Origin of the sequence: Brevibacterium sp. FAM 27836 (genome assembly GCF_051351055.1) — a bacterium.
Classification (GTDB): Bacteria; Actinomycetota; Actinomycetes; order Actinomycetales; family Brevibacteriaceae; genus Brevibacterium.
Genome location: NZ_CP195711.1, coordinates 4056097 through 4081556, shown reverse-complemented (window position 1 = coordinate 4081556; position 25460 = coordinate 4056097). Strand labels below are relative to the sequence as shown.

26 protein-coding genes are annotated in these 25460 nt (G+C 66.7%); 12 read left to right on the top strand and 14 right to left on the bottom strand.

The genetic code is table 11. The features are described from left to right. Positions 1 to 13 precede the first annotated feature (13 nt). Positions 14 to 712: a hypothetical protein gene (locus tag ACSE4D_RS18275; RefSeq protein WP_436326361.1), complete on the bottom strand. Its 699-nt coding sequence runs from the start codon at positions 710 to 712 to the stop codon at positions 14 to 16. 226 nt (positions 713 to 938) lie between these two features. Here ACSE4D_RS18275 and ACSE4D_RS18270 point away from each other — a divergent pair, with 226 nt between their 5' ends. Both ACSE4D_RS18270 and ACSE4D_RS18265 read left to right on the top strand, forming a co-directional pair. Further along, entirely contained in the window at positions 939 to 1136 is a 198-nt protein-coding gene (locus tag ACSE4D_RS18270; protein WP_436326360.1) for a hypothetical protein, read from the top strand. Continuing rightward, complete coding sequence (locus ACSE4D_RS18265; RefSeq protein ID WP_436326359.1) at positions 1133 to 3265, top strand: recombinase family protein; 2133 nt, start codon at positions 1133 to 1135, stop codon at positions 3263 to 3265. Before ACSE4D_RS18270 ends, ACSE4D_RS18265 begins: the two co-directional genes overlap by 4 nt. 66 nt (positions 3266 to 3331) lie before the next feature. Here ACSE4D_RS18265 and ACSE4D_RS18260 read toward each other — a convergent pair whose 3' ends face one another. Next, on the bottom strand, positions 3332 to 3745 hold the full coding sequence (locus ACSE4D_RS18260) for a recombinase family protein (RefSeq protein ID WP_436326358.1): 414 nt from the start codon (positions 3743 to 3745) through the stop codon (positions 3332 to 3334). Next, positions 3742 to 4131, bottom strand: coding sequence for a sulfate permease (locus ACSE4D_RS18255; RefSeq protein WP_436326357.1), 390 nt, complete (start codon positions 4129 to 4131; stop codon positions 3742 to 3744). The genes ACSE4D_RS18260 and ACSE4D_RS18255 overlap by 4 nt, the downstream gene beginning before the upstream one ends. 199 nt (positions 4132 to 4330) lie before the next feature. Between ACSE4D_RS18255 and ACSE4D_RS18250 the strand changes: the two genes are divergently transcribed. Together ACSE4D_RS18250 and ACSE4D_RS18245 are read left to right on the top strand one after the other, a co-directional pair. Then, positions 4331 to 5338 (top strand): DNA-processing protein DprA, encoded by a 1008-nt coding sequence (locus ACSE4D_RS18250; protein WP_436326356.1) that lies wholly within the window; start codon positions 4331 to 4333, stop codon positions 5336 to 5338. 93 nt (positions 5339 to 5431) lie between these two features. Continuing rightward, on the top strand, positions 5432 to 6676 hold the full coding sequence (locus ACSE4D_RS18245; RefSeq protein ID WP_436326355.1) for an AlbA family DNA-binding domain-containing protein: 1245 nt from the start codon (positions 5432 to 5434) through the stop codon (positions 6674 to 6676). Here the strand turns inward: ACSE4D_RS18245 and mobF are convergent. From mobF to ACSE4D_RS18220, 5 genes are all read right to left on the bottom strand, one after another. Continuing rightward, a complete protein-coding gene (gene mobF / locus ACSE4D_RS18240; protein WP_436326354.1) occupies positions 6673 to 10224 on the bottom strand; it encodes a MobF family relaxase in 3552 nt (1183 codons plus the stop codon). The two genes, ACSE4D_RS18245 and mobF, sit on opposite strands and share 4 nt — an antisense overlap. A gap of 151 nt (positions 10225 to 10375) precedes the next feature. Beyond that, positions 10376 to 11179, bottom strand: a complete 804-nt coding sequence (locus ACSE4D_RS18235) for an ABC transporter permease (protein ID WP_436326353.1) — start codon at positions 11177 to 11179, stop codon at positions 10376 to 10378. Continuing rightward, positions 11176 to 12150, bottom strand: coding sequence for an ATP-binding cassette domain-containing protein (locus ACSE4D_RS18230; RefSeq protein WP_436326352.1), 975 nt, complete (start codon positions 12148 to 12150; stop codon positions 11176 to 11178). The genes ACSE4D_RS18235 and ACSE4D_RS18230 overlap by 4 nt, the downstream gene beginning before the upstream one ends. A 28-nt stretch (positions 12151 to 12178) precedes the next feature. Beyond that, a complete protein-coding gene (locus ACSE4D_RS18225) occupies positions 12179 to 12799 on the bottom strand; it encodes a histidine phosphatase family protein (protein ID WP_436326351.1) in 621 nt (206 codons plus the stop codon). A 44-nt stretch (positions 12800 to 12843) separates the two neighbouring features. Further along, on the bottom strand, positions 12844 to 14004 hold the full coding sequence (locus ACSE4D_RS18220) for a PEP/pyruvate-binding domain-containing protein (protein ID WP_436326350.1): 1161 nt from the start codon (positions 14002 to 14004) through the stop codon (positions 12844 to 12846). Positions 14005 to 14063: 59 nt separating this feature from the next. Between ACSE4D_RS18220 and ACSE4D_RS18215 the strand changes: the two genes are divergently transcribed. The 3 genes from ACSE4D_RS18215 to ACSE4D_RS18205 all read left to right on the top strand — a co-directional run bounded on the left by ACSE4D_RS18215 (position 14064) and on the right by ACSE4D_RS18205 (position 16307). Continuing rightward, positions 14064 to 14459: a DNA-binding protein gene (locus ACSE4D_RS18215; RefSeq protein ID WP_436326349.1), complete on the top strand. Its 396-nt coding sequence runs from the start codon at positions 14064 to 14066 to the stop codon at positions 14457 to 14459. Continuing rightward, positions 14456 to 15091 carry a transcriptional regulator gene (locus tag ACSE4D_RS18210; RefSeq protein WP_436326348.1) on the top strand — a complete coding sequence of 212 codons (636 nt, stop codon included), beginning with the start codon at positions 14456 to 14458 and terminating at the stop codon, positions 15089 to 15091. The genes ACSE4D_RS18215 and ACSE4D_RS18210 overlap by 4 nt, the downstream gene beginning before the upstream one ends. A gap of 295 nt (positions 15092 to 15386) precedes the next feature. Then, positions 15387 to 16307 carry a helix-turn-helix transcriptional regulator gene (locus tag ACSE4D_RS18205; protein ID WP_436326347.1) on the top strand — a complete coding sequence of 307 codons (921 nt, stop codon included), beginning with the start codon at positions 15387 to 15389 and terminating at the stop codon, positions 16305 to 16307. Between the two features lie 201 nt (positions 16308 to 16508). Here the strand turns inward: ACSE4D_RS18205 and ACSE4D_RS18200 are convergent, their stop codons facing one another. Beyond that, positions 16509 to 16928: a MerR family transcriptional regulator gene (locus tag ACSE4D_RS18200; RefSeq protein ID WP_436326346.1), complete on the bottom strand. Its 420-nt coding sequence runs from the start codon at positions 16926 to 16928 to the stop codon at positions 16509 to 16511. Positions 16929 to 17202: 274 nt separating this feature from the next. Between ACSE4D_RS18200 and ACSE4D_RS18195 the strand changes: the two genes are divergently transcribed. The 3 genes from ACSE4D_RS18195 to ACSE4D_RS18185 all read left to right on the top strand — a co-directional run bounded on the left by ACSE4D_RS18195 (position 17203) and on the right by ACSE4D_RS18185 (position 18302). Next, positions 17203 to 17562 (top strand): DNA cytosine methyltransferase, encoded by a 360-nt coding sequence (locus ACSE4D_RS18195; RefSeq protein WP_244223216.1) that lies wholly within the window; start codon positions 17203 to 17205, stop codon positions 17560 to 17562. A 63-nt stretch (positions 17563 to 17625) separates the two neighbouring features. After that, positions 17626 to 18129: a hypothetical protein gene (locus ACSE4D_RS18190; protein ID WP_244223215.1), complete on the top strand. Its 504-nt coding sequence runs from the start codon at positions 17626 to 17628 to the stop codon at positions 18127 to 18129. 47 nt (positions 18130 to 18176) lie between these two features. Beyond that, positions 18177 to 18302, top strand: coding sequence for a hypothetical protein (locus ACSE4D_RS18185; protein ID WP_279630449.1), 126 nt, complete (start codon positions 18177 to 18179; stop codon positions 18300 to 18302). A 136-nt stretch (positions 18303 to 18438) separates the two neighbouring features. On the opposite strand, the gene ACSE4D_RS18180 is transcribed toward ACSE4D_RS18185, so the two are convergent. From ACSE4D_RS18180 to ACSE4D_RS18170, 3 genes are all read right to left on the bottom strand, one after another. Then, a complete protein-coding gene (locus ACSE4D_RS18180; RefSeq protein WP_127363281.1) occupies positions 18439 to 19062 on the bottom strand; it encodes a CueP family metal-binding protein in 624 nt (207 codons plus the stop codon). A 72-nt stretch (positions 19063 to 19134) separates the two neighbouring features. Further along, positions 19135 to 19725, bottom strand: a complete 591-nt coding sequence (locus ACSE4D_RS18175) for a DUF305 domain-containing protein (protein WP_127363280.1) — start codon at positions 19723 to 19725, stop codon at positions 19135 to 19137. Positions 19726 to 19833: 108 nt separating this feature from the next. Beyond that, positions 19834 to 20289, bottom strand: coding sequence for a DUF6153 family protein (locus ACSE4D_RS18170; RefSeq protein WP_127363279.1), 456 nt, complete (start codon positions 20287 to 20289; stop codon positions 19834 to 19836). Positions 20290 to 20473: 184 nt separating this feature from the next. Between ACSE4D_RS18170 and ACSE4D_RS18165 the strand changes: the two genes are divergently transcribed. Continuing rightward, positions 20474 to 21793: an MFS transporter gene (locus ACSE4D_RS18165; protein WP_127363278.1), complete on the top strand. Its 1320-nt coding sequence runs from the start codon at positions 20474 to 20476 to the stop codon at positions 21791 to 21793. An 82-nt stretch (positions 21794 to 21875) separates the two neighbouring features. Here ACSE4D_RS18165 and ACSE4D_RS18160 read toward each other — a convergent pair whose 3' ends face one another. Together ACSE4D_RS18160 and ACSE4D_RS18155 are read right to left on the bottom strand one after the other, a co-directional pair. Continuing rightward, complete coding sequence (locus tag ACSE4D_RS18160; protein WP_436326345.1) at positions 21876 to 23045, bottom strand: FAD-dependent oxidoreductase; 1170 nt, start codon at positions 23043 to 23045, stop codon at positions 21876 to 21878. Then, complete coding sequence (locus tag ACSE4D_RS18155; RefSeq protein ID WP_127363276.1) at positions 23042 to 23689, bottom strand: TetR/AcrR family transcriptional regulator; 648 nt, start codon at positions 23687 to 23689, stop codon at positions 23042 to 23044. The genes ACSE4D_RS18160 and ACSE4D_RS18155 overlap by 4 nt, the downstream gene beginning before the upstream one ends. 161 nt (positions 23690 to 23850) lie before the next feature. Here ACSE4D_RS18155 and ACSE4D_RS18150 point away from each other — a divergent pair, with 161 nt between their 5' ends. Continuing rightward, a complete protein-coding gene (locus ACSE4D_RS18150; RefSeq protein ID WP_127363275.1) occupies positions 23851 to 25410 on the top strand; it encodes an MFS transporter in 1560 nt (519 codons plus the stop codon). Positions 25411 to 25460: the final 50 nt, after the last annotated feature.

The following is a 25460-nucleotide window of genomic DNA, read 5'->3' as shown; positions in this document are numbered from 1 at the left end:
CGTTATGGCCGCGTTATCCGGCGCGGCCCCTCCTACCGGGTGGGAGGAGCCCTTTGCGGCGGGCGCGGGCGACCCAGCCCTGCGCGGTCGAGAGCGGCACCCGGCTGATCTCGGCCATGCGCGCGGTCGGGTTCGGCTCCCCGTCGTCCACAAGGCGGGTGTGCTGGAGGGCGACGACCTCGTAGAAGTCCGGGGTGCGCTTCGGATTCCCCAACGGCTTCAACACGTCGCCTGCGCGCAGGACACGACCAGAGGGCAGGGTGATCTTGCCGCCGGTGAAGCGGGTAGCGCCGGTGACAGCGAACTGGCGACGGTTTATCGCCGCCTCGATCCTCGACGTGGGCAGGTTGCGCAGCATCGGGCTCGCCACCGGGTCACCCGCCCACTCCGGCAGGTAGACGATCCCGGTGATGCGCACCTCGCCCTTGGGCTCCTCGCCCATCACGTACTGGCGTTGCAGACGCAGCAGCACGCGAGCGCTGGACTCGACGTGCTGAATCAGGAACCAGCGCCCGGAGTCGATGTTGTTGTGGCTGGAGTTCAGCCGCCGATCCAGGCCGGGAGCGGGATCGACCCACTGCTCGTACCTGAGCGCCGCGTCGAGCTGGGCGCTGTCGTGGTCGGGGTCGATGGGCGAGGCATCGGGCATCTGCCAGCCCGCCGGCAAGTCCTCCGGCGCCAGCAGCGGCACGCTCTCCAACTCCTCGACCATGCCACCAAGCCTACCTCACCTCATGCAATGGCCGCTACGCCATGTGTGTGCTACTCTTGAACTCGCGTATCTGCCATAGCGTGAGATAGAGATGAGTGACCGGCCCCGACACACACCCGCCACGTCGCCGCACCACGCGGCGCAGGGCAGGGGTGCGCTCGGAACGGGCACTGGGAACGATCAGCCTCAGTTGCGACTGCGGGTGGTGCGGCGGGCGGAGCCGGAGATGGCCAAGTTGGTGGAGTGGGTGCTGAACATTACCCAGGCCCGCTACGACGCGCACCTGGCCGGGGAACCCGACCCCTACGATCTCCCACCGCCGGACGCGCTGACCATCGGCGGTCTCGACCGGGTGTCAGATGCACGAGGCAGGATGGAACCCGAACCATCGCACGAGCCGCTGAACGAACGGAGCACCGCATGAACACCACCACCGCTCCCACGCTCGCCCCTGCAGGCGTCACCGACGACCACGCCGAGGACAGGCCCGTGCTGCTGGCGGTCTCCTACCTGCGCGTCTCGACGCGGGAGCAGGCCGAGCGCGGCGGCACCGACGAGGGCTTCTCCATCCCCGCCCAGCGCGAAGCCAACCAGCGCAAAGCCGACGAACTCGGAGCGCGGATCGTGCACGAGTTCGTCGACGCCGGAGAGTCGGCACGGTCGGCGGATCGCGATGGGCTCAAGGAGATGCTGGCGTTCATCGCCGCGACCCGCGTCACGTTCTGCATCGTGCACAAACTCGACCGGCTCGCCCGCAACCGCGCCGACGACGTAAAGATCCACGAAGCCCTCCTCGCAGCCGGGGTCACGCTCGTCTCGGCCACCGAGTCCATCGACCAGACCCCGTCGGGGATGCTCGTCCACGGCATCATGTCCTCCATCGCGGAGTTCTACTCCCGCAACCTCGCCACCGAAGTGTCCAAGGGCTTGTCGCAGAAGATCGCACAGGGCGGCACCCCGATGCGCGCACCCATCGGCTACCTCAACGTCCGCCGCACCGACGACAATGGGCGGGAAGTCAGGACAGTGGAGGTTGACCCCGAACGCGCCCCGCTGATCCGGTGGGCGTTCGAGCACTATGCCGAGGGCGAGACCTCCGTGACCGGGCTGCTGCGCGACCTCACCGCACGCGGCCTCGTAACGGTGCCGACGCCGAAACGCCCGTCCAAGGCGCTGGGGAAGAATACGCTCTACAAGCTGCTGACGAACCCGTACTACGCGGGAGTGATCCGCTACAAGGGAGCGCTGTATCCGGGCGCGCATGAGCCCATCGTGGAACCGGCCCTGTTCGATCAGGTGCAGTCACTCCTGCGAGCGCGGACGGCGAAGCAGACGCGGCACGTCCAGCACGCCCACCACCTCAAAGGCCTGCTGCACTGCGGCACCTGCGGGTCCCGGATGCTGCTGGACTTCGCCACCAACCCCAGGGGCACGACCTACGCCTACTTCGTCTGCTCCGGCCGCGCCGCGAAGAAGACCAGTTGCACGAGGCGGGCGGTGCCCGTCGCGGTCGCCGAACGTCTCGTCGCGGATTCCTACGCCTCGATCACGATCAGCGATCAGACCTACCGCGACCTCGCCAAGCGGGTGGATACGGCGTTCGACAAGCGCATGGCAGGCCGCGACCAGGAAATCGCCGACCTCATGGCAAACCGAGCCAAGCTCGAATCAGAGAGCGACAAGCTGCTGGCCGCGCACTTCGCCGACGCCATCGACCTCCCCACGTTGAAGCGGCACCAAGACCGCATCCGGGCAGGCCTCGCCGACGTCAACCAGCGCCTTGCCGAGCACGACGAGCACCACACCGGAGGGCGGGCGTTCCTGCACGACAGCCTGCGGCTGCTCACCGACGCCCACCACGCCTACGCCCGTTCAGGCGACGCCGACAGACGGCTGGCAAACCAGGCGTTCTACACCCGCCTCGACATCACCGACGACGAACAACTCCGCCCGAGGCTGGCCGAACCGTTCGCCACCATCGTCCGCGAAGCACACGACAGCGGCAGCGACGAGGGAGAGGAACCCTTACAGGAACACGACGACTCTTCGCATGTCGCGTGTTCCCGTAAGAACACTTGGGTGGGCCTCCGTAGGGAGTTTGAGAACCTCGGCCAGGCCTTGAAGACCGTGGCTTCTCGCTGGTCACGGGGCTCCTACAAGAAGTCTAAGCGACCGGTCGAGCCGCCGGTGGTCGACTCCCGGGGCCGGTTGGTTCGCTCAGTTGGGATGGCTCAAACCTCTTTGAAGCCCGAGCAGGTTGATGAGCTGGTTGCCCTGTATCAGCAGGGTTGGACGTTGGTGAAGCTCGCGGAACGATTCGGGATTCACAAGCGCACGGCAGCCGCTCATCTGGTGCGTCGCTCGGTTCCGCTTCGAGGTAAAGGGCTGGCTGAGGAGGACCGTACCGAGGCCGTGCAGCTCTACGAGGGCGGCGCCACCCTGCTGGAGGTCGGCTTGCGGTTCGGGGTGAGCGAGCAGACCGTCCGTCGTGCTCTGGTCGTGGAGGGCGTGAAGATCCGGCCATCCGGGCGACGCCGCAAGGTACCCGCCTGAACGACTGACAAGATGCGGAGCCTGCCTCGTTGCGAAGCAGGCTCCGTGACGTTCAGCGCTCTCGTTCTATGGACGGCGGCGTGGGTTTCCGGTGTCTTCGTCGGTGACCAATTCTGCTTCGGCCAGTGCGAACTTGTACAGGAAGGATCGAGCGCAGTCATCGCCGATGGGACCGGTGATGATGCCCTCGGCGGTGTGAATGGTGACGCCTGCTTGTTCGAGGGCGGTGAAGTTGTCGAGGTTCTCGGTGAATCGGCGTCCGAGACGATCCAGGCTGGTGATGGCGACGTCGGTGACCTCGCCCTTGGAGGCTGCGTCGAGCAGTTCCGCGAGCGCGGTACCTGGATGGCCGTAGTCGCGGTAGCTGTGGGTTGCGCTCAGCCCGCGCTCGCGGAGGTAGCCGCGGCAGCGGGCTTCCTGCCGGTCCGTCTGCTCCTGGTTCGCGGTCGCGCTGCGGAGGTAGATGACGGCCTTGGTCATGATGCGCCTCCTGCCATCACGGGAGCCGACGCGAAGACCTGCGCTTGCTCCTCCTTGGGCTGTTGGTGCTCGGCGCGGCGCTGGGTGTGCTCGCGGATGCGGACGCGGGCGAGCAGGATCAGGCTGATGGGGCCGATCCAGAGCATCTTCAACGCCGACCAGAGCGTGATGAGCACGAAGATGTTGAGCCAGCCGGGGCCGCCGTCGCGGACGATGACGGCGAGCAGGCTGGCGAGGTAGAGGTATGGGATCGCGAGGAGCATCGCCGGGACGCCCCACTTCAGTCCGCGACGGGTACGGACCTTGTCGAGCACGATGTTGCTGGGCATCCATCGGCGCATGAAGTAGCGGATGTGGATGCTGGCGATCCAGATGAGTCGGAACATGGCGGGCCTCCAAGACACGTAACCATTAGGTGAGGCAGTACGTGTAGTGAGTGCCCGATAGGGCTGTCCCGAAGGACCCGCAGAGTTGAGAACCTGCCTCTACTTCTACGATACGCCGGACCTGCGACATACGGAACCCTCGCCCAGCGCTCGGAGCGCACCTACCGGTGACGGTTGGCCGAGCGGAGGGATCAGGATCATGGCGAGGCTCGTGGAGCAGGTGCCGGGTGAGCGGCAGGCGCGGATGGTGCTGTCGATGATCGCCGAACCGAATTACCCCGTGACCGGGCGCGTGTTGAACCAGGTCGGCGGCGTCGAGACCCTCCGCCTGATCGAGGACGATCAGACGGCGGTGCCGGGTATGAATCGTGCGGATGCGATCGCTTGGCGCGAGCGGTTGACGGCCGCGATCACCCCTGATCTGCCGGATCGGGTGGCGCAGCTCCAAGGCGGACGGATTGGCACGCTGATTCCGGCGGATGCGCACTGGCCGACGGGTCTGAACGAGCTGCGGGATCGCACCCCGTACGTGCTGTGGACGCGCGGGGCGACCTCATTTCTCAGTGGTGCCGTGGAGGATCGAGTGTCCATCGTTGGCGCGAGGGCTGCCTCGCCGTACGGCACGACGGTCGCCGGGGAGTTGGCGGCGGAGCTGGCGAACCAGGAACGGGTGATCGTCGCCGGCGGCTCGTACGGGATCGAGGGCGCCGCACATCGAGCGACGCTCGCCGCAGGGGGCATCACGGTCGCTGTGCTCGCAAGCGGGGTGGATCGCCCGTACCCGTCCGGGCACTCCGAGCTACTGGATCGTGTCGGCGATCTCGGCCTAGTGGTCAGCGAAGTCGCACCGGGAACGGCGCCGTCGCGGCACCGGTTCGTCGCCCGCACCCGCCTGCTGGCGGCGTTGTCGGGCACGACCGTGATTCCCGAGTCTGGGAGCCGGTCGATGGCGCTGCGCGTGGCGACCGAGGCGCACTGTTTGGGCCGCCCCGTCGGCGCAGTGCCCGGTCCGATAACCAGCGTTACCAGTAACGGGCCGAACGATCTCCTCAAACGAGGCATCGCTGAAGTAGTCACCAGCGCGCAGGACGTGGCCGCACTGCTCGACTTGCCGTACAACGCCCGTGGGACCTCTCGTCAGGCAGAGCTCGGCCAGCATCGCGAACCGCCGTCCGTCCGGCCAGAACGATCAGGCCCAGACTTGTAGGCAGGGCCATCTCGCCGGTCGCCCCGCTCCGTTGAGCCCGAGACGTGGCCGACGCTCAGATGTCGCGTCAGCCGCGCTGTCTACGCTTGAGTCATGAGTTTCACACCGCTGCACCGAGCGCTCGGCTTGCCTCCCAGTCCGTTGACCGACGATGTTCTCAACTCTGCGGTGGAGGCGGGCGTGGTAGAGACCGACGATTTGGACTGGAAGTCGGAGCTCCCTCCTGTCAAGAGTCTCTCCCAAACTGACGTGCCCAAGGACATCGCGGCGATGGCGAACAGTGGCGGCGGGATGATTGTCTATGGCATCGAGGAGACGGGGAAGGCTGCGACAGGTCGGAGCGACACCGGGGATTTCACCGAGGGTCATGAGCGCGCCTATCGCAGCGTCGCGGTCACTGCGATCTCTCCACCGGTATTCGGGTTGGAGGTTCATCGGCTCGGTGCCGAGTGCCGGACCGTCGCCGTGATCATCCCGGCGAGCGTAGATGGGCCGCACCTGATCTACAAGAACGACTTCTTCGGCGCCCCCGTCCGTAACGATGCCGATACCGCCTGGATGAAAGAGCGCCAGATCGAGGTCATGTATCGGGCGCGGTTCGATGAGCGGCGTCGAGCAACGGAGGCCGTGGATTCGCTTTATGTCGAAGCCGCCGAGGGCTGCGATACAGCAGACCGTGCCTGGCTGGTCGCGGTGGCGCATCCACGTATCCCAGGAGCCTTGACCCGTCTGACCCGTGACGAGGCGCGCGCAGTGTTCGATGACGCTCGGGCGATCACTCTCTCGTTCTCGAAGAACGTTGGCGTGCATCCGTTGGAGAACGTTGAGCATCGCAACCCCCGGCCGGGATTGCGCCGTTGGGTGGCACCCAACACCGCGACCGGTGATCGATCAGTCTGGAAGTCGGCGTGGGCCAGCGTCCATCACGACGGGTCCGTCTCCTTGACAGCAGCCGTCGGCGGCCACCGCAAGAGTTCCGACGGGTACTTCGAGGGCTGGGAGATCGAAGGGCGCGGCATCGAATGCGCCGTCGCGGATTTCATGGCTCTCATCCAAGCCACGGCCCGGGCACTGCATCACGACGAATACGACCTATGCATCGGCATCGAATGGGGCGGCGAACACCCGCTGACTGTCCTGACCGTCGACAGCTCTGGCTACACGTATGACGGAACCTCCACTCCGCTGAGGACATTCACTTCGGTGCGTTCGACCGTGACAGCATCGGCCACTGGCGCCGACTTCCACCGTCAAGTTCACGAGCTGGCAGAGGACTGCGTGAACCAGGGCGGCGTTACGTACCTCCACGCGATCAATCCCCTACTCGCGGACGATTAGAGCGTGGGTCCGCGCCGGTCGGCACCGATCGGCGGCCGACGAGCGCCATCCCGTTCGGAGGCGGGTTGTAGATTGAGGCGCCGGAGGGCGGCGGTGGCGCGGGCATGGTCGATCTTCTGCGCCGCGGACTCCGGCACCGCACCCACCGCCGTGTCGTCAGTGATGGTGTAGCGGTCGCGGTAGGCGGCCAGGGTGCGGGCATCGTGCCGCCACCGGGCCGCCCCGCGCTGATCCGCCGACGGCGTACCGAGGTCGGTTGTCCAGGGTTCGGTGTGGTGGAGCGCGGTGTCGAGGATCGCGTCGGCCCGGGCTTCGATCAACTCCCGCCGCTCGGTGAGGGCTTGGCGCATCTCGCTGGTCATGGCCCCGGTGGCGTGTGGGATCAGTCCGACGATCAGCCGTGGGGTTTTGCGGGTGCGGCCGGACCCGGCCGGCTGGGTGGTGGCGCGGGCGAGACGGTAGTGCATGACCTTGGCGATGTCGTTGGCGTCTTCGAACCCGCGGGCGGCGACCAGGCGCGGGAACAGGGCATCGAGGTCGTGGTGGTTGGCCTCGGCCCGCCGTAGCTCCGCGGTCAGCGCACCGAACGCCTCCGAACCGAGCGCGGCCTCAGCCTGGTCTTCGGACAGGCCGGATTTTCGGATGAGGGTGGCCCAGCGGTCGTGTTGGGCGGCTGCGGCGATGGTCTCGTACTCCGCGGCGAGCTGCGCGATCGACCCCCATTGCTCCTGCTCGGCGGTGATGGTCTCGTGCGCGGAGATCTCGGCGCCGGAGTGCTGCAATACCCCGTAGAGCACCGACCGGCCGGTCGCCTCGTCGTTGTCCGAGGGGTGCGGGGCCTGGTGGGTCGGGTCGGGGCGGTCGAGGATCACGTACGCGCGGTTGGAGGTTCTGCCGCGGGTCATGCCGACGTAGAAGTTCTCCCGCGTGGTTGTCGGCTCGACCAGGACGTGGGCGGTGTCAACGGTGATGCCCTGCGCGCGGTGCGCGGTGACGGCGTAGCCGAGGTCGATGTGCTCGGACACGTATGCGGCTGGGAGCACGATCGCCCCGAATCTCCGGCCGGGCTTGCGGATCGTGACCGACCCGTCATCGCGCACGTCGGTGATCTGCCAGCGGTCGCCGTTGCGCACCCACTCCCGCACCGACCGCAGCCGACGGTCGTTGCGGCGGGTGATGATCGTGTCGCCGACCCCCGCCCGGGTGCCGTCGTTGAGCGTCACCTCCCGGCTGGGTGTGATGGTGCCGTCGAGGATCAGGTCGGCGCGGGCGCGGGCGTTGAGCGCGGTCACGTCGTCGCGGGTCTCGGCGATCAGCACCGACGCCTTCCCGGCCTCACGGTCGGCACGCCAGGCGGTGTAGGCGGCGTCGATCATGTCCTCAGCAGCGCCGTCCTGGATACGGCCCTGATTCAGATAGGCGTCGATCACGCGGGTGCGGCCGTGGCGCAGATCGAGCGAGGCGGTCTTCTCCCACTCGTTCACGAACCTGTGTACCTCGACCAACTCGGGTGCGTCCTCGCGGGCGGCGACGAGCATCCCGAACGCGCCACCGGCATCGACCGACTGCAACTGGCCGTAGTCGCCGACCAGCAGCACCTTCGCACCCGCCTCCGCGGCGAGGGCGGTGATCCGATCCAGCGACAGCGTGCCGGCAAGAGACGCTTCATCGATGATGACCAGCTGACCCGCCGTGAACGTGCTGCCGTGAACGAGGTGGTTCTGCCACCACTTCGCCGTGTTCTCCGTGGCGATCCCCAGGTCTTGGCCGAGGACCCCGGCGGCGACGGCTGACGGCGCCAGTCCGATCACGCTGCCGGGGCCGTGCTGCTTCTCCCACGCCCGCCGCAGCGCGTTCATCGCCGTGGTCTTCCCGGCACCGGCCGGCCCGACGAGTACGTCGAGCACCCGGCCCGAGACCGCGACCCGCGTCAGCGCGTCGGCCTGATCTGGGCCGAGCATCCGTCCGTCCCGATCCGGCCTGCTGGTGACCCGCTCGACCGTCTCGACATCCACGGTCGGGCCGGTGCGGGTGTTCGCATGGTCCAGGAGGCGGTCTTCGGCCGCCAACAGCGTCTCGGAGGAGAACACCGTTGAGTGCTTCGGACGGAACACCGACGACCCATCCGGGCGCTGGAACGCTACCGGGCTGGTTGCGAGCTCTGGCGGGGTCAACCGGAGCGACGCCGCCTCGGCGGCATCGGCGATCATGCCGACGACCGCCTCCCGGTCTTCGGCGGTGGCGAACCGCCAGCCCATCGTCTGACGGCTTGCTTCGGAGTGGAGGTTCCACCGCCGCCACGTCGACCGCTTCTCACCCACGACCTCCACCACGGCCTGCCCGAGCTCGGCGACCGTCTCCAACGGCACATCATCAGCCCGCAACAACGCCGTCGCTCCGGCGTGGGTGACGCGATTCGCCCAGGCGGTCGCGTCCTCACCCAACAGGACCCCGGCACGATCGCGCCACCCGGCAGTGAGATCCGCCAGTGAGCGCACCTGCTTCTCAGGGCGGGTCGCCAAGGTCGCCTGCGCACGGAGGCGCACGATCGTGCGCGCCGACGGGCGGCGGCCGTGCTCGGCGGTGTAGGCGGCGATCAACCGGTCGGTCTCGGCATCGATGTCGTGTGAGCGGGTGGAGAACTCCTCGATCAGCTCCTCACTAACCCCGACGATCTCCCACGCCGGGTTCCGGTCCCGGCCACGATCCCGCGTCTCCCACCCAAGCCCGAGACTGCCCGTGAGACGGTCAGCGAGGACCGCGTTGTAATGCTCCGACAACGCCACCACGGCCGCGTGCATCGGCCGCCCGTCCAGAGACCGCCACTTCCCGTCGAGCACGGTCCGGACCTTGTTCGACACGACCACGTGGGTGTGCAACTGAGGGTCGGAGGAGCGAGAGTCGTAGTGGTCGAACGCAGTCGCGACCAGGCCCGTGACATCGACCTGTGCAACGGCGCCATCGGCGGCCGTGAACCCGGTCCGGGTCGCGGCGACCTCGCGCTCCATGAAATCCAGCACCTCGGCCACCGCCTCGTAATGGGCCTGCGTGATCAGCGCCTGCGTGCCGGCGTCGGCGACGCCCCACAGCACCGAGACCGACTTCGGCACCGAGAACGTGTAATCGAACCCCGCCACCGCACGACGGTTCCCGCGCTCGGTCTCCTCGGCCTCGACTTGCGCGATCTGCTCGGCACGCTCACCCATCCCCAACCCCGCGTCCAGAGCACCGACACGCTTGTCGATCCGCTCCGCGACCGAGGCGTACTTCGGAAACGCCCTGCCCAGCGGGTCGCCGGTGATCGGGTCACGGCCCATCCCGATCAACAACTGCAACTGCGCCTCCGAGACCTCATCACCGGCGGTGAGTTCCCCAGGCCCGAGATTGTGCAGTGCCGATCCCATCCAAGTGCCGGGTGGTGTTCCCTCCTCCGTGTAGTACCTCGTCAACGGCGTCGACAGCGACCTATCGCCGTCGGCGGCAGCGATCGTGCGCAGCAGGTACTTGTACCCATCGCCCGCGCTCATCACCCGCATCGACACCGTCATGCCGACCAGGTGAGCCTGACCAGCACGAGGCGACACGGTGCCTACGTCCGGGCGCGGTCCTATGTGCGGCGTATTTGCCTGGGCCGGGCGTGGCCACGCTTGCCCGCCCGAAGAATGGGTCCTTCACTCACTGTTAGCGCTAGGTAGCCTCTCAGCGCTTGCGACTGTAGGAGACGATCGCTAGCGGGCAGAAGACGATCAAGGTTCCAGCCGACCAGATGATGGTCTGGATGATCGAGTCTTCGGCGGGTGCTCCGGCCAGCAGGGAGCGGGTGGCGTCCATCGCGTGGGTGACGGGATTGACGTTCGCCCAGGCCTGGAGCCATCCAGGAAGCGTGTCGATAGGCGCGGCGAGGCTCGAACCCAGCATCAATGGGATGAACACGATGAATGCGAACGCCATGACTGCGCCCTCGTCTTTGACCAGTACCCCCAGGAACACGGTGACCCAGCTCAGACAGAACCCGAACGCGAGGACGAGTACGACTGCTGTTAGGGCTGATCCGGTGTCGGTCTGGACGCGGAAGCCCATGAGGTAGCCGATGCCGAACAGTAGAGCGATGGCGATGATGTAGCGCACCATGTCGGCCAGGATCGACCCGAGAAGCGGTGCTGATCGTCCGATGGGCAGAGTGCGGAATCGGTCGAAGACGCCCTTCTTCATATCGATGTTGATACTCAAGCCGCTGGAGAGCATCCCGGAAAGTCCTGCTCCCATGACCACGATTCCGGGGAACAGGTAGAGCAGGTAGTCGTCGGTGGAGCCTGCGACCGATCCGCCGAACAAGTAGACGAACAACAGCAAGAAGATCGCCGGTGTGACGACTCCATTGATGAGGCCACCGGGGTTCCTAGCGGACTTGGCCAGGCTTCGGCGAGCCAGGATCAGACTGTGCCGAAGTAACCCCGCCGGGCGTCTTTCAGCACTGGTGGTGGTGATGGCTTCGGTGCTCACGCGTGGCTCCTCTCGGCCTCGTCGGACTTGTCATTGCTGGCGGGTGCGCCGGTCAGGGTGAAGAACACTTCATCGAGGCTGGGGAGCCGTAACGCGAACTCGGCGACCTCGATGTTCTCTGCTTCAAAGCGGCGGGCAATGTCGAACATCGCCCGGTCGCTGTCCACTGGCGCGATCAGTTCGTGCTGAGCGGCGTGCTCGACCGGGTGGCCGGAGACGGTGGCAAGGATGGCCGCGGCTTTCTCCACGTCGGCGGGATTTTTGGGGCGGGTGGCGATGGCTTGCCCGCCGACGATCTGCTTCAGCTCGGGCGGGGTACCGTGGGCGATGACGCGTCCGTGGTCGATGACGCTGATTTCGTCGGCCAAAGCGTCGGCTTCTTCGAGGTATTGCGTCGTGAGGAGGATGCTGACGCCATCTGTGGTGAGTTCGCGGATGATTCGCCATAGTTCTTCGCGTTTGCCGGGGTCGAGCCCGACCGAGGGCTCATCGAGGAACACCACGCGAGGTTGACCGACCAGGCTCGCGGCCAGATCGAGGCGTCGGCGCATCCCACCGGAGTAGGTGGCGACGGGCTTCTTCGCGGCCTCGGTCAGGCCGAAACGCTCCAGCAAGTCGGCTGCTCGGCGGGCGGCCTCGGGTTTGTGCAGATCGAGCAGGCGCCCGATCAAGATCAGGTTGCCCGCGCCTGTGAGTTCTTCGTCCAGGGTTGCGTACTGGCCGGTCAAGCCGATGATCTGCCGTACCTTGGCCGCGTCGCGGCTCACGTCCATGCCGCCGACTCTGGCGGTTCCGGCATCGAGGCCGGTCAGGGTCGCCAGGATGCGGATCGACGTGGTTTTCCCGGCTCCGTTCGGGCCAAGGACGCCGAGCACCGTTCCAGGGCGGGCACGCAGATCCACGCCGTCCAGCGCGGTGTGCTTGCCGTACCGTTTCACCAGCCCCTCGGCCTCGATCACATAGTCGCTCACTCGAATCTCCTTGTCTTTCGTGCCGCGTTCAGGGCCGCAGTATCTTGGGGAATCCCGTCCATTGCAGTTCGGGACGAAGATGGCTCATGTCGTTGAACATGACGATGCTCGGCGGCAATGCGGGCCGGTTCTCGATCACGGTCAACGCGGCGTTGGCGCTGCTGAGGCCGAGCCACCGCACCGCGGGTGCGTCCAGTGCATGACGAATGAGCCACGCGATCGGGTAGGCGTGGGTGATGAGCACTTCGTGCACGTCGTTGTCGCCCTCGGATGGGGTGGTGAACCTGGCGGTGAGGCTCTGTGCGATCTCGTGCCCAGCCTCGGCCTCGTTACCGTCGTAGCCGTCGAAGAACGGCACCCACGACGGCGGAGTCTCCTCCGGCGCCGGCACGTAGGGGACGTGGTCGATCAACTCGGGTGCTTCGCTGACGGGGGCGGTGCCCGTGAGGAAGATGTTGAGTTGCTGGGCGCTGTCGGCAGCTCGCGGCAAAGGTGAGTGCCACACGGCGTCGACGGGAAGATGCGCAAGGCGCTGACCGAGCAGGCGTGCCTGTTCGCGACCGGTGTCGGTGAGGTTACCGAACGCGTCGGCGTCGCCGTGACGGGCGATGTAGAGGTATCTGGTTGCCATGAGCGGGTCGGGGAGCATCCGAGGACGCCCCGCTCTCCTTTCAGTCGAGGTAGGAGTTCTGGTCAGAGGACGGTGACGGTTCCGGCTGTGCCGTCGAGCGTGATGCGGGCGCCGTTCTCGATGCGGGTAGTGGCGCCGTCGAGACCGAGCACCGCAGGGATGCCGTACTCGCGGGCGACGATCGCGGCGTGCGAGAGCGCGCCGCCCGTCTCAGTGACGACCCCGGCCGCGATGGTGAACAGCGGCGTCCAGGCGGGGTCGGTGTATAGGCAGACCACGATGTCACCGGCGCGAACGGTCGGGAAGTCAGAGGGGCCGCGCACGACCCGTGCCGCCGCGGTGACGGTTCCGCGGGAACCAGGGGTGCCGCTCAAAGCCCCAACCGGATCGGGCGAGCCGGGAATCTTGCGGGACGGGACTGAGGCGGTGATGGGGCGGGCTTGGAGAATCCACATGGTGCCGTCTGTGACCGCCCATTCGATGTCTTGCGGCCCGCCGAGGAGTTGTGCGATCCGTCGTCCCAGTTTGGCCAGGGCTGCGATCGTGGGGTCATTCAGAGTGCGAGCGGATCGTCTGTCGGGCGCGACAGTGCTGGTCATGGTCCCGCCATGCTCGTGATCGAGGTCGATGCGGGTTTGCTTGCTTCCCACTGAGAACTGAATGTTCCCGTCGGGGGCGACTTCGTAGGTGTCAGGGGTGACTGTTCCGCCCACGACGGCCAGCCCCAGCCCCCAGGAGGCTTCGATCCGCGTCGGCTCGTCGTCGCGCTGAGGGGTGAACATGACTCCTGAGACATCGGCCTCGATGACCGGCTGCACGAGCACCGGCATGTCCGACGCCTGCGGCGACCTGTCACCGGAGCGAGCCCAGTAGTCGCCCACTCGCGTGGCGCGGGCCGAGGCTCTCACCTCGGCGACGGCCTGGCACACTCCTTCCGCGCCGCGCACGCCGACGATGCTCTCGTACTGCCCCGCGGCCGATGCCTCCGCGCTGTCCTCGTTCGGTGCCGACGACCTCACGGCCACCACAGGGTCGCCCCGTCGCTCCAGTTCACCGGCAACGCCATCGCGTAACCAGCGCGCGACCTCGGCTCCGAGAGGTTGGATGCCGCTCGGCACGACGAACCCGTCGGGCACTGGCATCCCCGCGCGCAGCAGCGTGCCGAGCGTCGCGGCCTTCCCACCCGCGTTCGTCCGAGTCGCGTCAGAGAGCTTCGTCAGCATCAGACCACCAATCAACAAAGCGTTGACAACATTGTGTTGATCGTAGCAGGATGAGTGGCATGGAACGCAAGCACGATCTCGAACGACCCGGCGGTGCCAGCTACGCGCACGCCGAGCGTGAGCGCCACGCCCAAGGCATGCTTCTGGACAAGGGCGCAGACCAGTTGGAGCCGCGGCCGTGGCGACTTGAACCGACTCCGCCCTCGGCGGTCGAACTGACGCAGTACGCGCTATGGCGCTCATCCGAGCTGACCCCGGATGAACTCCTGGGAGCGCTCTCGTTACTCCCGGCCGCGCGCGCCGAGGTCGAGAGCGTGGAGGTCGGTCTGCTCTTCGCGGCTCGCAACGAGGGGCTGACATGGGCGCAGATCGCCGAGGCAATGGGATTCCGCTCCCCACAGGCCTGCCAGCAGTACGTCAACCGCCTCAGCGCCAGGCAGGACAAACGAGTATGACCAATCAATCGCCGGCGGAACTCCTGGTGTTGCACGCCGTGCGTCTCCTAGGATTCGCCGACAGTGAAGCAGTCGCCGAGCATGCAGGAACGAGTCACGCTGACGCGCTGCGGGAGTTGAATGCAGCGAAGGACGCGGGGTGGGCGCAGCACATCGCGTTCGCCGACCTCGATGGGTGGTCGCTCACCGACTCTGGCAAGACGGAGAACGAGCGCCAACTCGCGGCAGAGCGCGTGAGCGCCGACCCCGACGACGTGGTGGCAGCCGCCTATCGCGACTTCCTCCCACTCAACGCTCGGTTACTGCGAGTCATCACCGATTGGCAGATCAAGCCGACCGAAGCCGAGCAGTTCGCTCCCAACGATCATCTCGATCTTGCATGGGACGGGCGACTCCTCGAAGAACTCACGACGCTCGGCCGGCAACTTGCCCCCTTGACCGACCGCCTTTCTGCTGTTCTCGCAAGATTCGACGGATATGTGGCGCGGTACGAATCGGCGTTACACAAAGGGATGAGCGGGGAACCCGACTGGATCGACAAGTCCGACGTGGACTCCTGCCACCGGGTTTGGTTCCAACTCCACGAAGACCTCGTCGCCACCCTCGGCGTCGACAGACGGAACGAAACATAGACATCGATACAGCAGTTGCCGAGCGCAGGCGAGCGCTGTCGATCTCCGCGTCGAGGAGTGAATCAGGATCTCTGCTGCCCTACATGAAGCTGCTTGCGCGCCTCGACGGGCGCCGTGCTCCGTGGGGCGCTATTCGTCTCTGCTCTGGATTCGCCCGCGCAGTCCTCAGCGGTGCGCTGACGATCAAGAAGCCCTCGTGTCGCGCATGAACAGAGAGTTGCTCGGCGAGTTCATAGCAGGTGTCGCGACCGGGCGATTCGTCGTCGTTGTCCATCGGCAAGCCGGGTGAACCGCGATGACGCGGCATGCGTTGAGCCACTATCAAGTGCTGCTGGCGCGCACGCAGACGGTGCATCGCCCGGTGGGGCCGCTCGCTTATGACTGCGTGAAGCTCATCGTCGTCAGGGATGGCAGCGCGATCTTGTTCAGCGAGTTCGGGCAGAAGCCCGTCCGTCCTGGCGACGTGATCTTGCTGGGGCCGCACGTCTTGTGCGGCTCGGAACTGGAAGGGCGCATCACGGTGACGACGATCTATGCCGATACGGACTATATGATCGATCAGGCTTTCTGGCAGTACGCGAGCATTATGCACGACCGGCTCGACGCCCCGGGGTTCGTCAAAGAGGCTTTCGCCGAGCCCGCCCAGATCATCCGCCTCGGCGAGCATCATACGGGGTTGTTGATGCCATGGCTGGATGAGCTGGTCGCCCTGAGCCTCGATCGGGAGGGCGCGCGGTTCCATCGGATGCAGGCGCTTTGGTTCGCCGTCATCGACCGGATCGCCCCGCACATCCGCGTCACGGACCACCGTATTTCAGTGTCGCAACGGGCCAGGACAACACCAACCCATCCGCGGGTGCGCCGGTTCGCCCCGACACGTGCAGAAGCGGTCGCAGTTCGAGAAGCGCTCGCCAATGCGATCGACCGGCCATGGCGGCTAAGCGAGCTGGCCGAATCGGTGCATTTATCCGAAAAGCAGCTCACGCGGGTCTTCGCTGATACCTATGGCAAGACGCCGCTGGCGTATTTGACGATGTTGAGGGTCGAAGAGATGGCGCGACTTTTGCGCGAGACGGACCTGACGATCGAGCAGGCGGGCCGTCAGGTCGGCTGGCGCTCGCGCAACCGGGCGTCGGAGGCGTTCACTCAGGCCACGGGGATCACGCCGAGCCGGTATCGGAAGCTCCGGATTGTGAGAGCGACGCATACGGCATGAGGTTGCGGTGGAAGAGCCGCGCAATCCAAAGGCCGCGTCGCTATGGCTCGTTGGTGCGGAGAGGTTGCGCCGCAACTGCCGAGCTCGACGTCCGCGAGAGCCGGTTGCACTCCGTTTCGCGCTGACGCAGCTCCAGCGTCGAGCATCGGCAAGCCGGCACAGAACGTCGAGCGCATCGCCCGGAGTGATGTGACCGGTGCTCTATCGAGTATCGGCGTCTTGAGCGTCCGTCATCGCCTGCCGGTACTCGGTGATCGTGGCAGCTAGGGCTTGTTCGTGTTCGCGGAGCCGGGCGATCTGTCGTCGCACGTCCCGGCGGTGTTCGGCCAGCAGGGTGAGCCGGTCGTCGATAGTGGCCTCGCCCTGGGTGCGAAGGGCGGCGAAGTGGCGCATCTGTGCGATGGGCATCCCGGTCTCTCGGAGCCGGATGAGGAATCTGACCCAATCGATGTTGGCGGGTTGGTAGCGGCGCTGCCCGCCGGTGGTGCGGGTGATCGGTTCGATGAGACCGGCGCGTTCGTAGTAGCGCAGTGTGTGGCCGGTGATGCCGATGGTTTGGGCCATCTCGGCGACGGTCAGCCCGGCCGGCACCGGGGTGTCGTCTTCGTTGTCGGCTGCCATGCTGTTGATCCTAACTTAGAGTGCGCTCGAAGTGTGTTCCTCGATCTGCAAGAGGTGTGATCGCTCAGAGGGTGGTCAGGATCGGGCGCGGATGGAGGCATCGGCGCGGGACGTTCTCGGGGCTCTGGACAACGGCGAGTTCTTGCTGCCGAGCGAGAGTCCATGGCTGATGAGTCCGCTGGTCGTGGGGTCGTGCACCTGGCAGGTGTTCTCCCTGGCGTAGGGCTCCACTCGGGGTCTGGTGCCAGGGTTCCACCGACCTGCCGGAGTCCTCATGCACGACATCGCCCCTTCCTCGGTTCGCCGTCCTCGGATCGGCTCGCTGTTCTCTGGATACTGGGGTCTCGATCTCGCCGTCGAGCACGCCACCGGCGGTGAGACGATCTGGTTCTCCGAGATCAACACCCCTGTTGCTCGCGTGTTCGCCCATCACTGGCCTGATGCTCCGAACCTCGGCGACATCTCGAACATCGACTGGACCACGGTGCCGCCGGTGGACATCCTTTGCGGCGGCTTCCCGTGCCAAGACGTTTCAACCGTAGGCAAGGGCGCTGGGCTCGCACCCGGCACCCGCTCGGGGCTCTGGTCGTACATGGCGACCGCAATCGAGGCGCTGCAACCGAGCTCGTGGTGATCGAGAACGTGCGGGGACTGCTGTCCGCAACCGCAGCCCGACCCGAGACGAAAGGCCCACCCGATGACGACCGCAACCCCAGCGATGCAACCCCCGACACAGCGACCGCCGTTCGCAGTCTGGAACCCGACCCGAGGCTGCTGGGAGACGAGCCAACGCGACCTCTTCGGGCGCACGGCGCGGTACTGGGCGATCTGGCCGACCTCCGGCTCCATGCGCAATGGATTGGCCTACCGGCATCACTGGTCGGTGCACCGCATCACCGGTTCCGCATCTTCATCACAGCCCACCCCGAAGGCGCTCTTCCGGACGCCGCTGGCGTCGGACTCCTCACGCGGCGGGGAGACGCTGGATCAGGTGAGGGCGCGCCGGGGAACGATCGCCCTGAGTCATCAGATCATCGAGCTCGCTCTGCACGGGCCGGCTGGCTCGCCGGCCAGGTGGAACGAGCCGGAGACCCTGTTCGCCCTGGTCGAGGGCATCTTCATCGCTGGGGGCGATACTCCGACGCCATCGCCCGATGGGAGTACATCACCGGACGAGATGCCCCCGCCCCTGCGATTCTGAACGAAGACCGCGGGCCTCGCGCTGCGCCGGAGTTCGTGGAATGGCTCATGGGCTTGCCCGCCGGCTGGGTCACCGATCCCGCTCACGAGCTGACAGAGAATCAGCAGAACACCGCTCTCGGCAACGGTGTCCTCCCGCTCCAAGCATTCCTCGCGATGGACGCTATGTCATGATGCTGGGCCGTCACGGTGATGAGCCGTACTGCCAGAATCACGAGCTCGGTGCTCGCGCGGCCGCCATCGTATCCCTGCGGGTGCTGAGCAACCGCACCACGTTCTCCACCGAACCGGCATGCTCCTGGCGTGTTGATCAGGTCAGTTGCAGGGTGGTGATGCAGGTCGGGTCGTCGTCGTTCATCGTGGAGATGGTCGTGGTTCCCGTCTGACCCTTGTGATCGATCGTGAGGGTCGCTTCGATGCCGCGGGGCATCCAGATGCCGATGAAGCCGTTGTCGTAGGTCTGCCGCGTCTCGTTGACGAGCACCTCACCGTCATCGCTGGTGAGCGTGACCTGCACCTCGGCGTTTGCGAGCTCACCGAGGCAGGTGGTCAGGCTGTGGAAATAGCAGTCGTGGGTCTGCTCCCGGTAAGGAGCGACCGAGATGTACACCTCGTCATCGGGCATCGGCAGCTGTGTCTCGCGCTCTTGATCGTCGGTGAGGACGAGCGCATCCGGCTTGACGGATGCGATCAGGCCGGCGGGGCGGTCAGCGACGGGCATCGTGTCGAGGCGTTCGATGACCTGCGCGGCGTCGAGACCCGCCAGATCATGAGCCGCCAGGAAGTCGCTGTCGACTGATTGGCCGCCGGTCGTGGGCGACGCGGGTTCAGGCGAGGACGAGGCGGCGCATCCGGAGAGAACGAGGGCCGAGATGAGCGTTGCACAGGCGACGGTGATGAGTTTCCTCCGTCGCGACGTGGCGGGGTGAGTCATGGCGTAATCCTTCAAAGAATGTTGCGCGGGTCGGTGCCGGGGTGCTGGCTCGGCACCGACCCTGATGGCTGATCAGAGGGTGGCGAGGAGGTCTTGCATCTCCTGGATCTCGGTGGTCTGTGCGTCGATGATTGTCTGCGCGAGTTCGACGGCATCGGGGTTGCTGCCGTCATCGACCTGCGTCTGGGCCATCTCGACCGCTCCCTCGTGATGGACGATCATCTGCTCCAGGAACAGGCGCGACGCCGCGGTCCCGTCGGCCGATTCGAGGGCGGCCAGGTCGTCCTCGGTCATCATCCCGTCGCCATGGTCCATCCCGTCCATCTGGTGCTCCTCGGGGTCGACGCCCCAGTCCTCCAGCCAGCCCTGGAGCTGTTCGATCTCAGGACCTTGGGCAGCCTTGATCTCCTCAGCCAACTCGACCACTTCGGGGTGGACGCCGTCCTTGGCGAGGACGATGTCGCTCATCTCGATGGCCTGCTCGTGGTGGACGATCATCATCGAGGCGAACATCACGTCCGCATCGTTGACGTCGGCTGCCTGCTCGGACGAGCCGTGGTCCATGCCCGGCATCGAGTCATCGTCGCTCCCCGCCGAGCAGCCGGCCAGCACAAGGGCCGCGGAAAGGGCGATCGCGGCAGTCGCCGCGGTACGAAACTTCATGAGTGTTCTCCAATCAACAGTCGCTTCGGTGACGCGGCACCCGGGCGGGCACCACGTGCGTGAGTGAGGGAACCGTCGGCGCTGGTGCGCGCCGGGTCTACCGCCCAATCACGTGCGACTGATGCAGAGAACGTGCAACGACGGCGCCCTGGACAGCATCCTGTCGATGAAGCGGGCCACGAGGGAGGACCGAGGCAGGGCGCGCATCCATCCGCGCAGCAGCCGAGGCGGCACCAGGATCAACAGGATGAGCAGGAGCGCGAGCACGCACGCCATCGCCATGCCCAGATGGTCACCGCTCCCGCAATCCGTGCATGCACTACCGAGGTCACCTGCCAAGCCACCGGACTCGTGCACGCCGCCCGCGCTGTGATGAGCGCCCTCAGTGCCGGTGGCGGAGACCGTTATAGCGGGCGCGTGGGCGGCCGAGGTGCCGTGCAGGTTCAGCGTGTGCATGGCCAGCAGCCCGACGATGACCGCAGCGACCAGCAACCCTCCGAGCAGCACACACCGGAAGAAGGCCCGGAGGCTCTTCCCGGATCGCGTTGCCGTTGCGGACGCCATGCACCTCAGTTTACGGGCTCACCGTGCCGCTGTCGGCGGCCGGAGTGGTCGGTGCGACCGAGGCCGGCCGCCTCTGTATGCGCGCTGAACGGACCCTGTTCCGCCAGGTTCCGTCCGACAGGAATACCCCAGGGGGGTATGTTGTTGGAGGTGGGGAAGAGTTCGAGAAGGTCAGGAGAAATCAATGCGCTTGTTCGCGATCCGCGACTTCCGCCACCTGTTCAGTGCACAGATTATCGCTCTGTTCGGTACGGGGCTGGCGACCGTTGCTCTCGGCCTGCTGGCCTACGAGCTCGCCGGCCCCAGCGCGGGGGCCGTTCTCGCGACGGCGCTGACGATCAAGATGGTCATGTACGTCCTGATCGCTCCGCTGGCGGCAGCCTATGCCGACCGCCTCCCGAGACGCAGGTTCCTGACCCTGCTCGACGTGGTGCGCGCGATGGTGGTGCTCGCGTTGCCGTTCGTCACGGAGATCTGGCAGATCTACGTCCTCATTGGTATCTTGCAGGCGGCTTCCGCGGCCTTCACGCCGACATTCCAGGCGGTCATCCCCGATATCGTGCCCGAGGAGTCTGACTACACTCGGGCGCTGTCCGCGTCGCAGGTGGCTTACACGATGGAGAGCCTGCTCAGCCCGGTTCTGGCTGCGGTGGCCCTTACGTTCATGACGTTCAACTGGCTGTTCGTGGGCACCTCGGTGGGCTTCGTGCTCTCCGCCATCCTGGTGCTCTCCACTCGTATCCCTAACGCTGCCCCGAGTGGGCAGGCGGGCGCCTGGAACCGGGTCACCTCGGGCATGAAGGTCTTCTTCTTGACTCCGCGCCTGCGCGGCGTGATTGCCCTGAATCTGGTGGTCGCCGCAGCCGGGTCGATCGTCGTCGTCAACACCGTCAACTACGTTCGAGACCAGCTCGGCGGCACGCAAGCGGACGTCGCGTGGATGCTCGCAGCCTCCGGCGGCGGCACGCTGTTGGTGGCACTGTTCCTGCCGCGCTTGCTCGACCGGATCGCCGAGCGGGTCGTCATGATGACCGGTGCCTTCGTGCTGCTTGCCGGCGTGTTGGCTGCCGTAGTGATGACCGCCGCCCAGGCCATCTCCTGGACGATCACGGCACCCATCTGGGTCGCCATCGGAGGCGGCATGGCCTTGATCGTCACTCCCACCGGACGCGTCATTCGAGGTTCGGTCGCGAAGCGCGAGCTCCCGGCGGCCTTCGCAGCACAGTTCTCGCTGTCTCACCTAGCCTGGCTCGTCACCTACCCGATTGCCGGATGGGTCGGCACAGCGTCCGGATTCACTCTCGCTTGGTCGATCCTTGCGGCTCTCGCCATCACCGGTGCCATCGCGGCGCAGATGCTCTGGCCCCGCGAGAAGAGAACGAAGGCCATCGTCGCTGGTGCTGACGCAGAAACGGTGACGGGCGACCTGGCGCTCCGTGAGGAGACCGAAGCCGCCGAAGGCACCCTCGCAGCGTCCCAGTGCTCCTGCGTACGAACCGCATAAGCGCGCAGGCGGCGGGCGGAACGAATGGTTCCGCTCGCCGGCGCGTCGTGCTCGCCGAGGCGCCGGCGATCCAGCCTGTCGATCAGGAGCGAATCGGCGCCCGCTGGTGCAGCCGAGGTATCCAGTCGCGGACGAGAGCGGCGGCGTCGATCCCCGTGAGTGCGACGGGAGTATCCCCGAGGTAATGGGCCGTGAGCAAGGGGTCGGTGGAGACGATTCGCGTGCTGGACCCCAAAGCGGGATGCCCCGCTCCGATCAGGGTGTGTCCGTGGACACGCGCGGAGAACGGCGAAGACGGCAGAAAGATGCCGGGATCGTCGCCCAGGCCGAGGTCGTGCAACAGAGCCGTGGCCGCATGGACTCCCTGGGCTACCGAGTCGTCCCAGTGATCGACTCGGTACGAGCCGTGGCGAGGATAGTGGTGCACGGCGACGCCGCCGGCGGCGTAGATGCGCTGGCGCGGGGCGTGCAAAGAGCGTAGGCGGTCATCGACGGGGATGCCGTCAGGGCCGGTCCAGGGAGCGGGGGCGGCGGGCAGGGTGCCGTGGGCGACGATCGCCAGGTCTCCTTCGGCTCGCGGGCCGTCGTCGAGGACGACGGTGATGCGGTCGTCGTGGCCTCGAATCGCGGTCGGCGTGCGTCCGAGGTAGGCAGCGTGCTGAGGCAGATGCAGGTTGAGCAGGCTTCTGGCGGTCGCCTCTCCAAGGGCGCGGGCACCCGGCAGCAGCGATCGGGTGATCAGGGCGACATCATGCCCGGCGTCGGTGAGGAGCGAGGCGGTCTCCGATGCGACGAGGCCTCCGCCGAGCATCAGCACACGGGCAGGGTGCGTAGTCGCGAGCAGGTCGCGGACCCGGACGGCATCCGCGATCGAGTGCAGGGCGGTGAGCCGCCCAGCACTGAGAGCTTGGTCTCGGCCGAGGATCGCCTCATCGAGGGTCCGCGGCCGACTGCCGCTGGCAATGATGAGCGCGTCGTAGGTGCGTGACTGCCCAGAGTCGAGGTGTACGTCCCGGCTCCGGGGATCGATGCCGCGCACCGTATCAGCGATCGTCTCCACGCCGGTGGCTGGCAGGGCGATCTGGTCGGGTTCGAGCAGACCGATGGCCGCGCCTTTGTTCACGAGCGTTCGGTTGTACGGCTGTTCACCACTGCGGGTAAAGAGATCGACGTCGATGTCGGCCCCCGCGGCCTGCAGGGTCTTCGCGGCGGAGGTTCCCGCTGCGCCAGCGCCGATGATCCCGACCTTCATCGCGTTCCTTCCTCGGGGCGGGTCTGGGTGAAGGCCGGCAGCAGGATCGCGTCGATGAACCAGGGCGCATCATCGGGGTCGATTCGGCCGGTGCGCACTTCCTCGGCGGCGCCGTTCATCACCACGTGCGTGGTGGTCAGTAGCCAGGACACCGGAAGGTCGGCGCGGAAGGTGCCTTCGCGCTGGCCGCGCAACAGCAGGCCGCGCATGCGGGCCTCGGCTTTCTCGTGCATCTCGCGGATGCGGGCGGCGGGGAGCTCTTTCTGCGCGGCGGCGAGAAGTGCGCGGGATTGATCGACCAGGACCCAGCTGGAGGCGACGAGCCGTCCGAACGCCTCGCGGGCATCGCCGTCGAGGGGCACTTCGCGCAGTACCTCTTCGCCGCGTTCCAGGCTGTCCACCAGGGCGGCCTCGATGAGCTCGGCGCGGGTGTGGAAGTGCCCGTACAGCGTCACTCGGCCCACGCCGGCCTCGGCGGCGATGTCGGCGACCGAGGCGTCGGGGTTCTTGCGGATCGCCGTGACCGTCGCGGCCAGCATCTTCGCCCGGTTGCGCTGGGCGTCGGCGCGTTGGTTGGCCGCCCGGTTCGCTGTCGCCGGGCCACGCCGGTCGCCGCCGGTCGCCTGGGCTTTCTTCGTCGGCATGCTCCACCTCTCAACTCGTACGGGAATGTATGAGATAGTGTAGCCGTTACAACCTGTACACCGATGACCGACTTACGGTGCCGCCACCCAACTGGCGGCGGAACTGAGGAGAGGAGCGACACGGCCATGAGTACGACACACGCGATCACAGGGGGTGCGACATGAGCGACACGAGCACTCCTGCCCCCAAGGCAGGGGCGAAGCAGTGGTGGGGCCTGGCGATCCTGGTGATCCCTTCGACCCTGCTGTTCATGATGCTGACGATCCTGTTCCTGGCCGCCCCGAACCTCGCCGCGGACCTGAACCCGACGAGCACCCAGCTGCTGTGGATCCTCGACATCTACGGCTTCGTCATGGCCGGGTTCCTGGTCGCGATGGGCGTGCTCGGCGACCGGGTGGGCAAGCGCCTACTGATGGTGATCGGCGCGATCCTGTTCGCCGCGGTCTCCATCGCCGCCTCCCTGACCACGATCCCCGAGCTGATGATCGTCTGGCGAGCCGTTCTCGGACTGGCCGCGGCGATGATGGTGCCGGCGACGATCGGCCTGATCTTCGTGCTCTTTGCCGATGCGAAGCAGCGCGGAGTCGCGATTGGCGTCTGGGCCGGCGGCATCTCCGCCGGCGTGGCCCTCGGCCCGCTGCTCAGCGGCCTGCTCCTGGAGAGCTTCGGCTGGCAAGCCACCTTCCTGGTGGCGGTGCCGATCATGGCGATCGTCGCGATCGGTGCGCCACTGCTGGTGCCCGAGCACCGTGACCCGTCGGCAAAGATCGACCTGTTCAGCGCCCTGTTGCTGGTCGGTGGCCTGCTCGCGATCATCTACGGCATCAAGCGCTTTGCCGCCCAGGAGCCCGCATTGCCCTCGATCGGCCTGCTCGCGGTCGGCGCGTTGATCGGGCTGTGGTTCGTGATCCGGCAGCTGCGAGCCGAGAAGCCGCTGTTGGATGTGCGCCTGTTCGCCAACCGCACCGTCTCCGGTGCGCTCGCCGTGTTCCTGCTCTCGGCGGCAGCACTGGGCGGCGTGTACTCGCTGTTCACCCAGTACCTCCAGCACGTGCAGGGCCTCTCGCCACTTCAGGCCGGGCTGGCGATCCTGCCCGCCGCCGCAGTGCTAATCGTCGTCTCCACGCTCTCCCCGGTGCTCGCACGAAAGTTCCGTCCGGGGAACGTGATCGCGATCGGCCTGCTCACACAGGTCGTCGGCTACATCCTGTTCACCCAGCTCGACGCCGGAACCGGCCTCGCGCTGGTGATCGCGAGCTTCGTCATCACCTACCCCGGCGTCGCGCCATCGATGGCACTGACGACCGACCTCGTAGTGAGCTCGGTGCCACCGGAGAAGACCGGTGGGGCCTCGGGGCTCGCGACCACCGCCAACGACCTGGGCATCTCGCTCGGTGTCGCCGTCATCGGCAGCGTCGGCCTCGCCACCTACCGCAGCCACATCGACGGCAACCTGCCCGAAGGACTCTCCCCGGAGGCGACTGCCGCCGCCTCGGACAGCATCGACGGCGCGCTCGCGGCGGCCGCGGAGCTGCCCGGCGCACTGGGCGAGCAGCTGGTGAGTGCCGCACAGGCAGCCTTCGCGGGCGGACTGAACATGGCCGCGGTCGTCTCGGCTGTCATCGCTGGAGTGGCAGCGATCATCGCCGCGACCCGCCTGCGCCACATCCGCCCGACCGGCGAAGCGCAGCAGCCCACCGAAGAAGTCCACAGCAACTAGGAATACCCCCGTGGGGTATTGCGTTGATGAAGTCATACACGAGTGAAGGA

What these genes read in the sequence shown, in the direction of transcription:
- ACSE4D_RS18275 (WP_436326361.1), bottom strand. Translation starts at nt 712, where the DNA reads ATGGTCGAGGAGTTGGAGAGCGTGCCGCTGCTGGCGCCGGAGGACTTG.
- ACSE4D_RS18270 (WP_436326360.1), top strand. Translation starts at nt 939, where the DNA reads ATGGCCAAGTTGGTGGAGTGGGTGCTGAACATTACCCAGGCCCGCTAC.
- ACSE4D_RS18265 (WP_436326359.1), top strand. Translation starts at nt 1,133, where the DNA reads ATGAACACCACCACCGCTCCCACGCTCGCCCCTGCAGGCGTCACCGAC.
- ACSE4D_RS18260 (WP_436326358.1), bottom strand. Translation starts at nt 3,745, where the DNA reads ATGACCAAGGCCGTCATCTACCTCCGCAGCGCGACCGCGAACCAGGAG.
- ACSE4D_RS18255 (WP_436326357.1), bottom strand. Translation starts at nt 4,131, where the DNA reads ATGTTCCGACTCATCTGGATCGCCAGCATCCACATCCGCTACTTCATG.
- ACSE4D_RS18250 (WP_436326356.1), top strand. Translation starts at nt 4,331, where the DNA reads ATGGCGAGGCTCGTGGAGCAGGTGCCGGGTGAGCGGCAGGCGCGGATG.
- ACSE4D_RS18245 (WP_436326355.1), top strand. Translation starts at nt 5,432, where the DNA reads ATGAGTTTCACACCGCTGCACCGAGCGCTCGGCTTGCCTCCCAGTCCG.
- mobF (WP_436326354.1), bottom strand. Translation starts at nt 10,224, where the DNA reads ATGACGGTGTCGATGCGGGTGATGAGCGCGGGCGATGGGTACAAGTAC.
- ACSE4D_RS18225 (WP_436326351.1), bottom strand. Translation starts at nt 12,799, where the DNA reads ATGCTCCCCGACCCGCTCATGGCAACCAGATACCTCTACATCGCCCGT.
- ACSE4D_RS18220 (WP_436326350.1), bottom strand. Translation starts at nt 14,004, where the DNA reads ATGCTGACGAAGCTCTCTGACGCGACTCGGACGAACGCGGGTGGGAAG.
- ACSE4D_RS18215 (WP_436326349.1), top strand. Translation starts at nt 14,064, where the DNA reads ATGGAACGCAAGCACGATCTCGAACGACCCGGCGGTGCCAGCTACGCG.
- ACSE4D_RS18210 (WP_436326348.1), top strand. Translation starts at nt 14,456, where the DNA reads ATGACCAATCAATCGCCGGCGGAACTCCTGGTGTTGCACGCCGTGCGT.
- ACSE4D_RS18205 (WP_436326347.1), top strand. Translation starts at nt 15,387, where the DNA reads ATGACGCGGCATGCGTTGAGCCACTATCAAGTGCTGCTGGCGCGCACG.
- ACSE4D_RS18200 (WP_436326346.1), bottom strand. Translation starts at nt 16,928, where the DNA reads ATGGCAGCCGACAACGAAGACGACACCCCGGTGCCGGCCGGGCTGACC.
- ACSE4D_RS18195 (WP_244223216.1), top strand. Translation starts at nt 17,203, where the DNA reads ATGCACGACATCGCCCCTTCCTCGGTTCGCCGTCCTCGGATCGGCTCG.
- ACSE4D_RS18190 (WP_244223215.1), top strand. Translation starts at nt 17,626, where the DNA reads ATGACGACCGCAACCCCAGCGATGCAACCCCCGACACAGCGACCGCCG.
- ACSE4D_RS18185 (WP_279630449.1), top strand. Translation starts at nt 18,177, where the DNA reads ATGGGCTTGCCCGCCGGCTGGGTCACCGATCCCGCTCACGAGCTGACA.
- ACSE4D_RS18180 (WP_127363281.1), bottom strand. Translation starts at nt 19,062, where the DNA reads ATGACTCACCCCGCCACGTCGCGACGGAGGAAACTCATCACCGTCGCC.
- ACSE4D_RS18175 (WP_127363280.1), bottom strand. Translation starts at nt 19,725, where the DNA reads ATGAAGTTTCGTACCGCGGCGACTGCCGCGATCGCCCTTTCCGCGGCC.
- ACSE4D_RS18170 (WP_127363279.1), bottom strand. Translation starts at nt 20,289, where the DNA reads ATGGCGTCCGCAACGGCAACGCGATCCGGGAAGAGCCTCCGGGCCTTC.
- ACSE4D_RS18165 (WP_127363278.1), top strand. Translation starts at nt 20,474, where the DNA reads ATGCGCTTGTTCGCGATCCGCGACTTCCGCCACCTGTTCAGTGCACAG.
- ACSE4D_RS18160 (WP_436326345.1), bottom strand. Translation starts at nt 23,045, where the DNA reads ATGAAGGTCGGGATCATCGGCGCTGGCGCAGCGGGAACCTCCGCCGCG.
- ACSE4D_RS18155 (WP_127363276.1), bottom strand. Translation starts at nt 23,689, where the DNA reads ATGCCGACGAAGAAAGCCCAGGCGACCGGCGGCGACCGGCGTGGCCCG.
- ACSE4D_RS18150 (WP_127363275.1), top strand. Translation starts at nt 23,851, where the DNA reads ATGAGCGACACGAGCACTCCTGCCCCCAAGGCAGGGGCGAAGCAGTGG.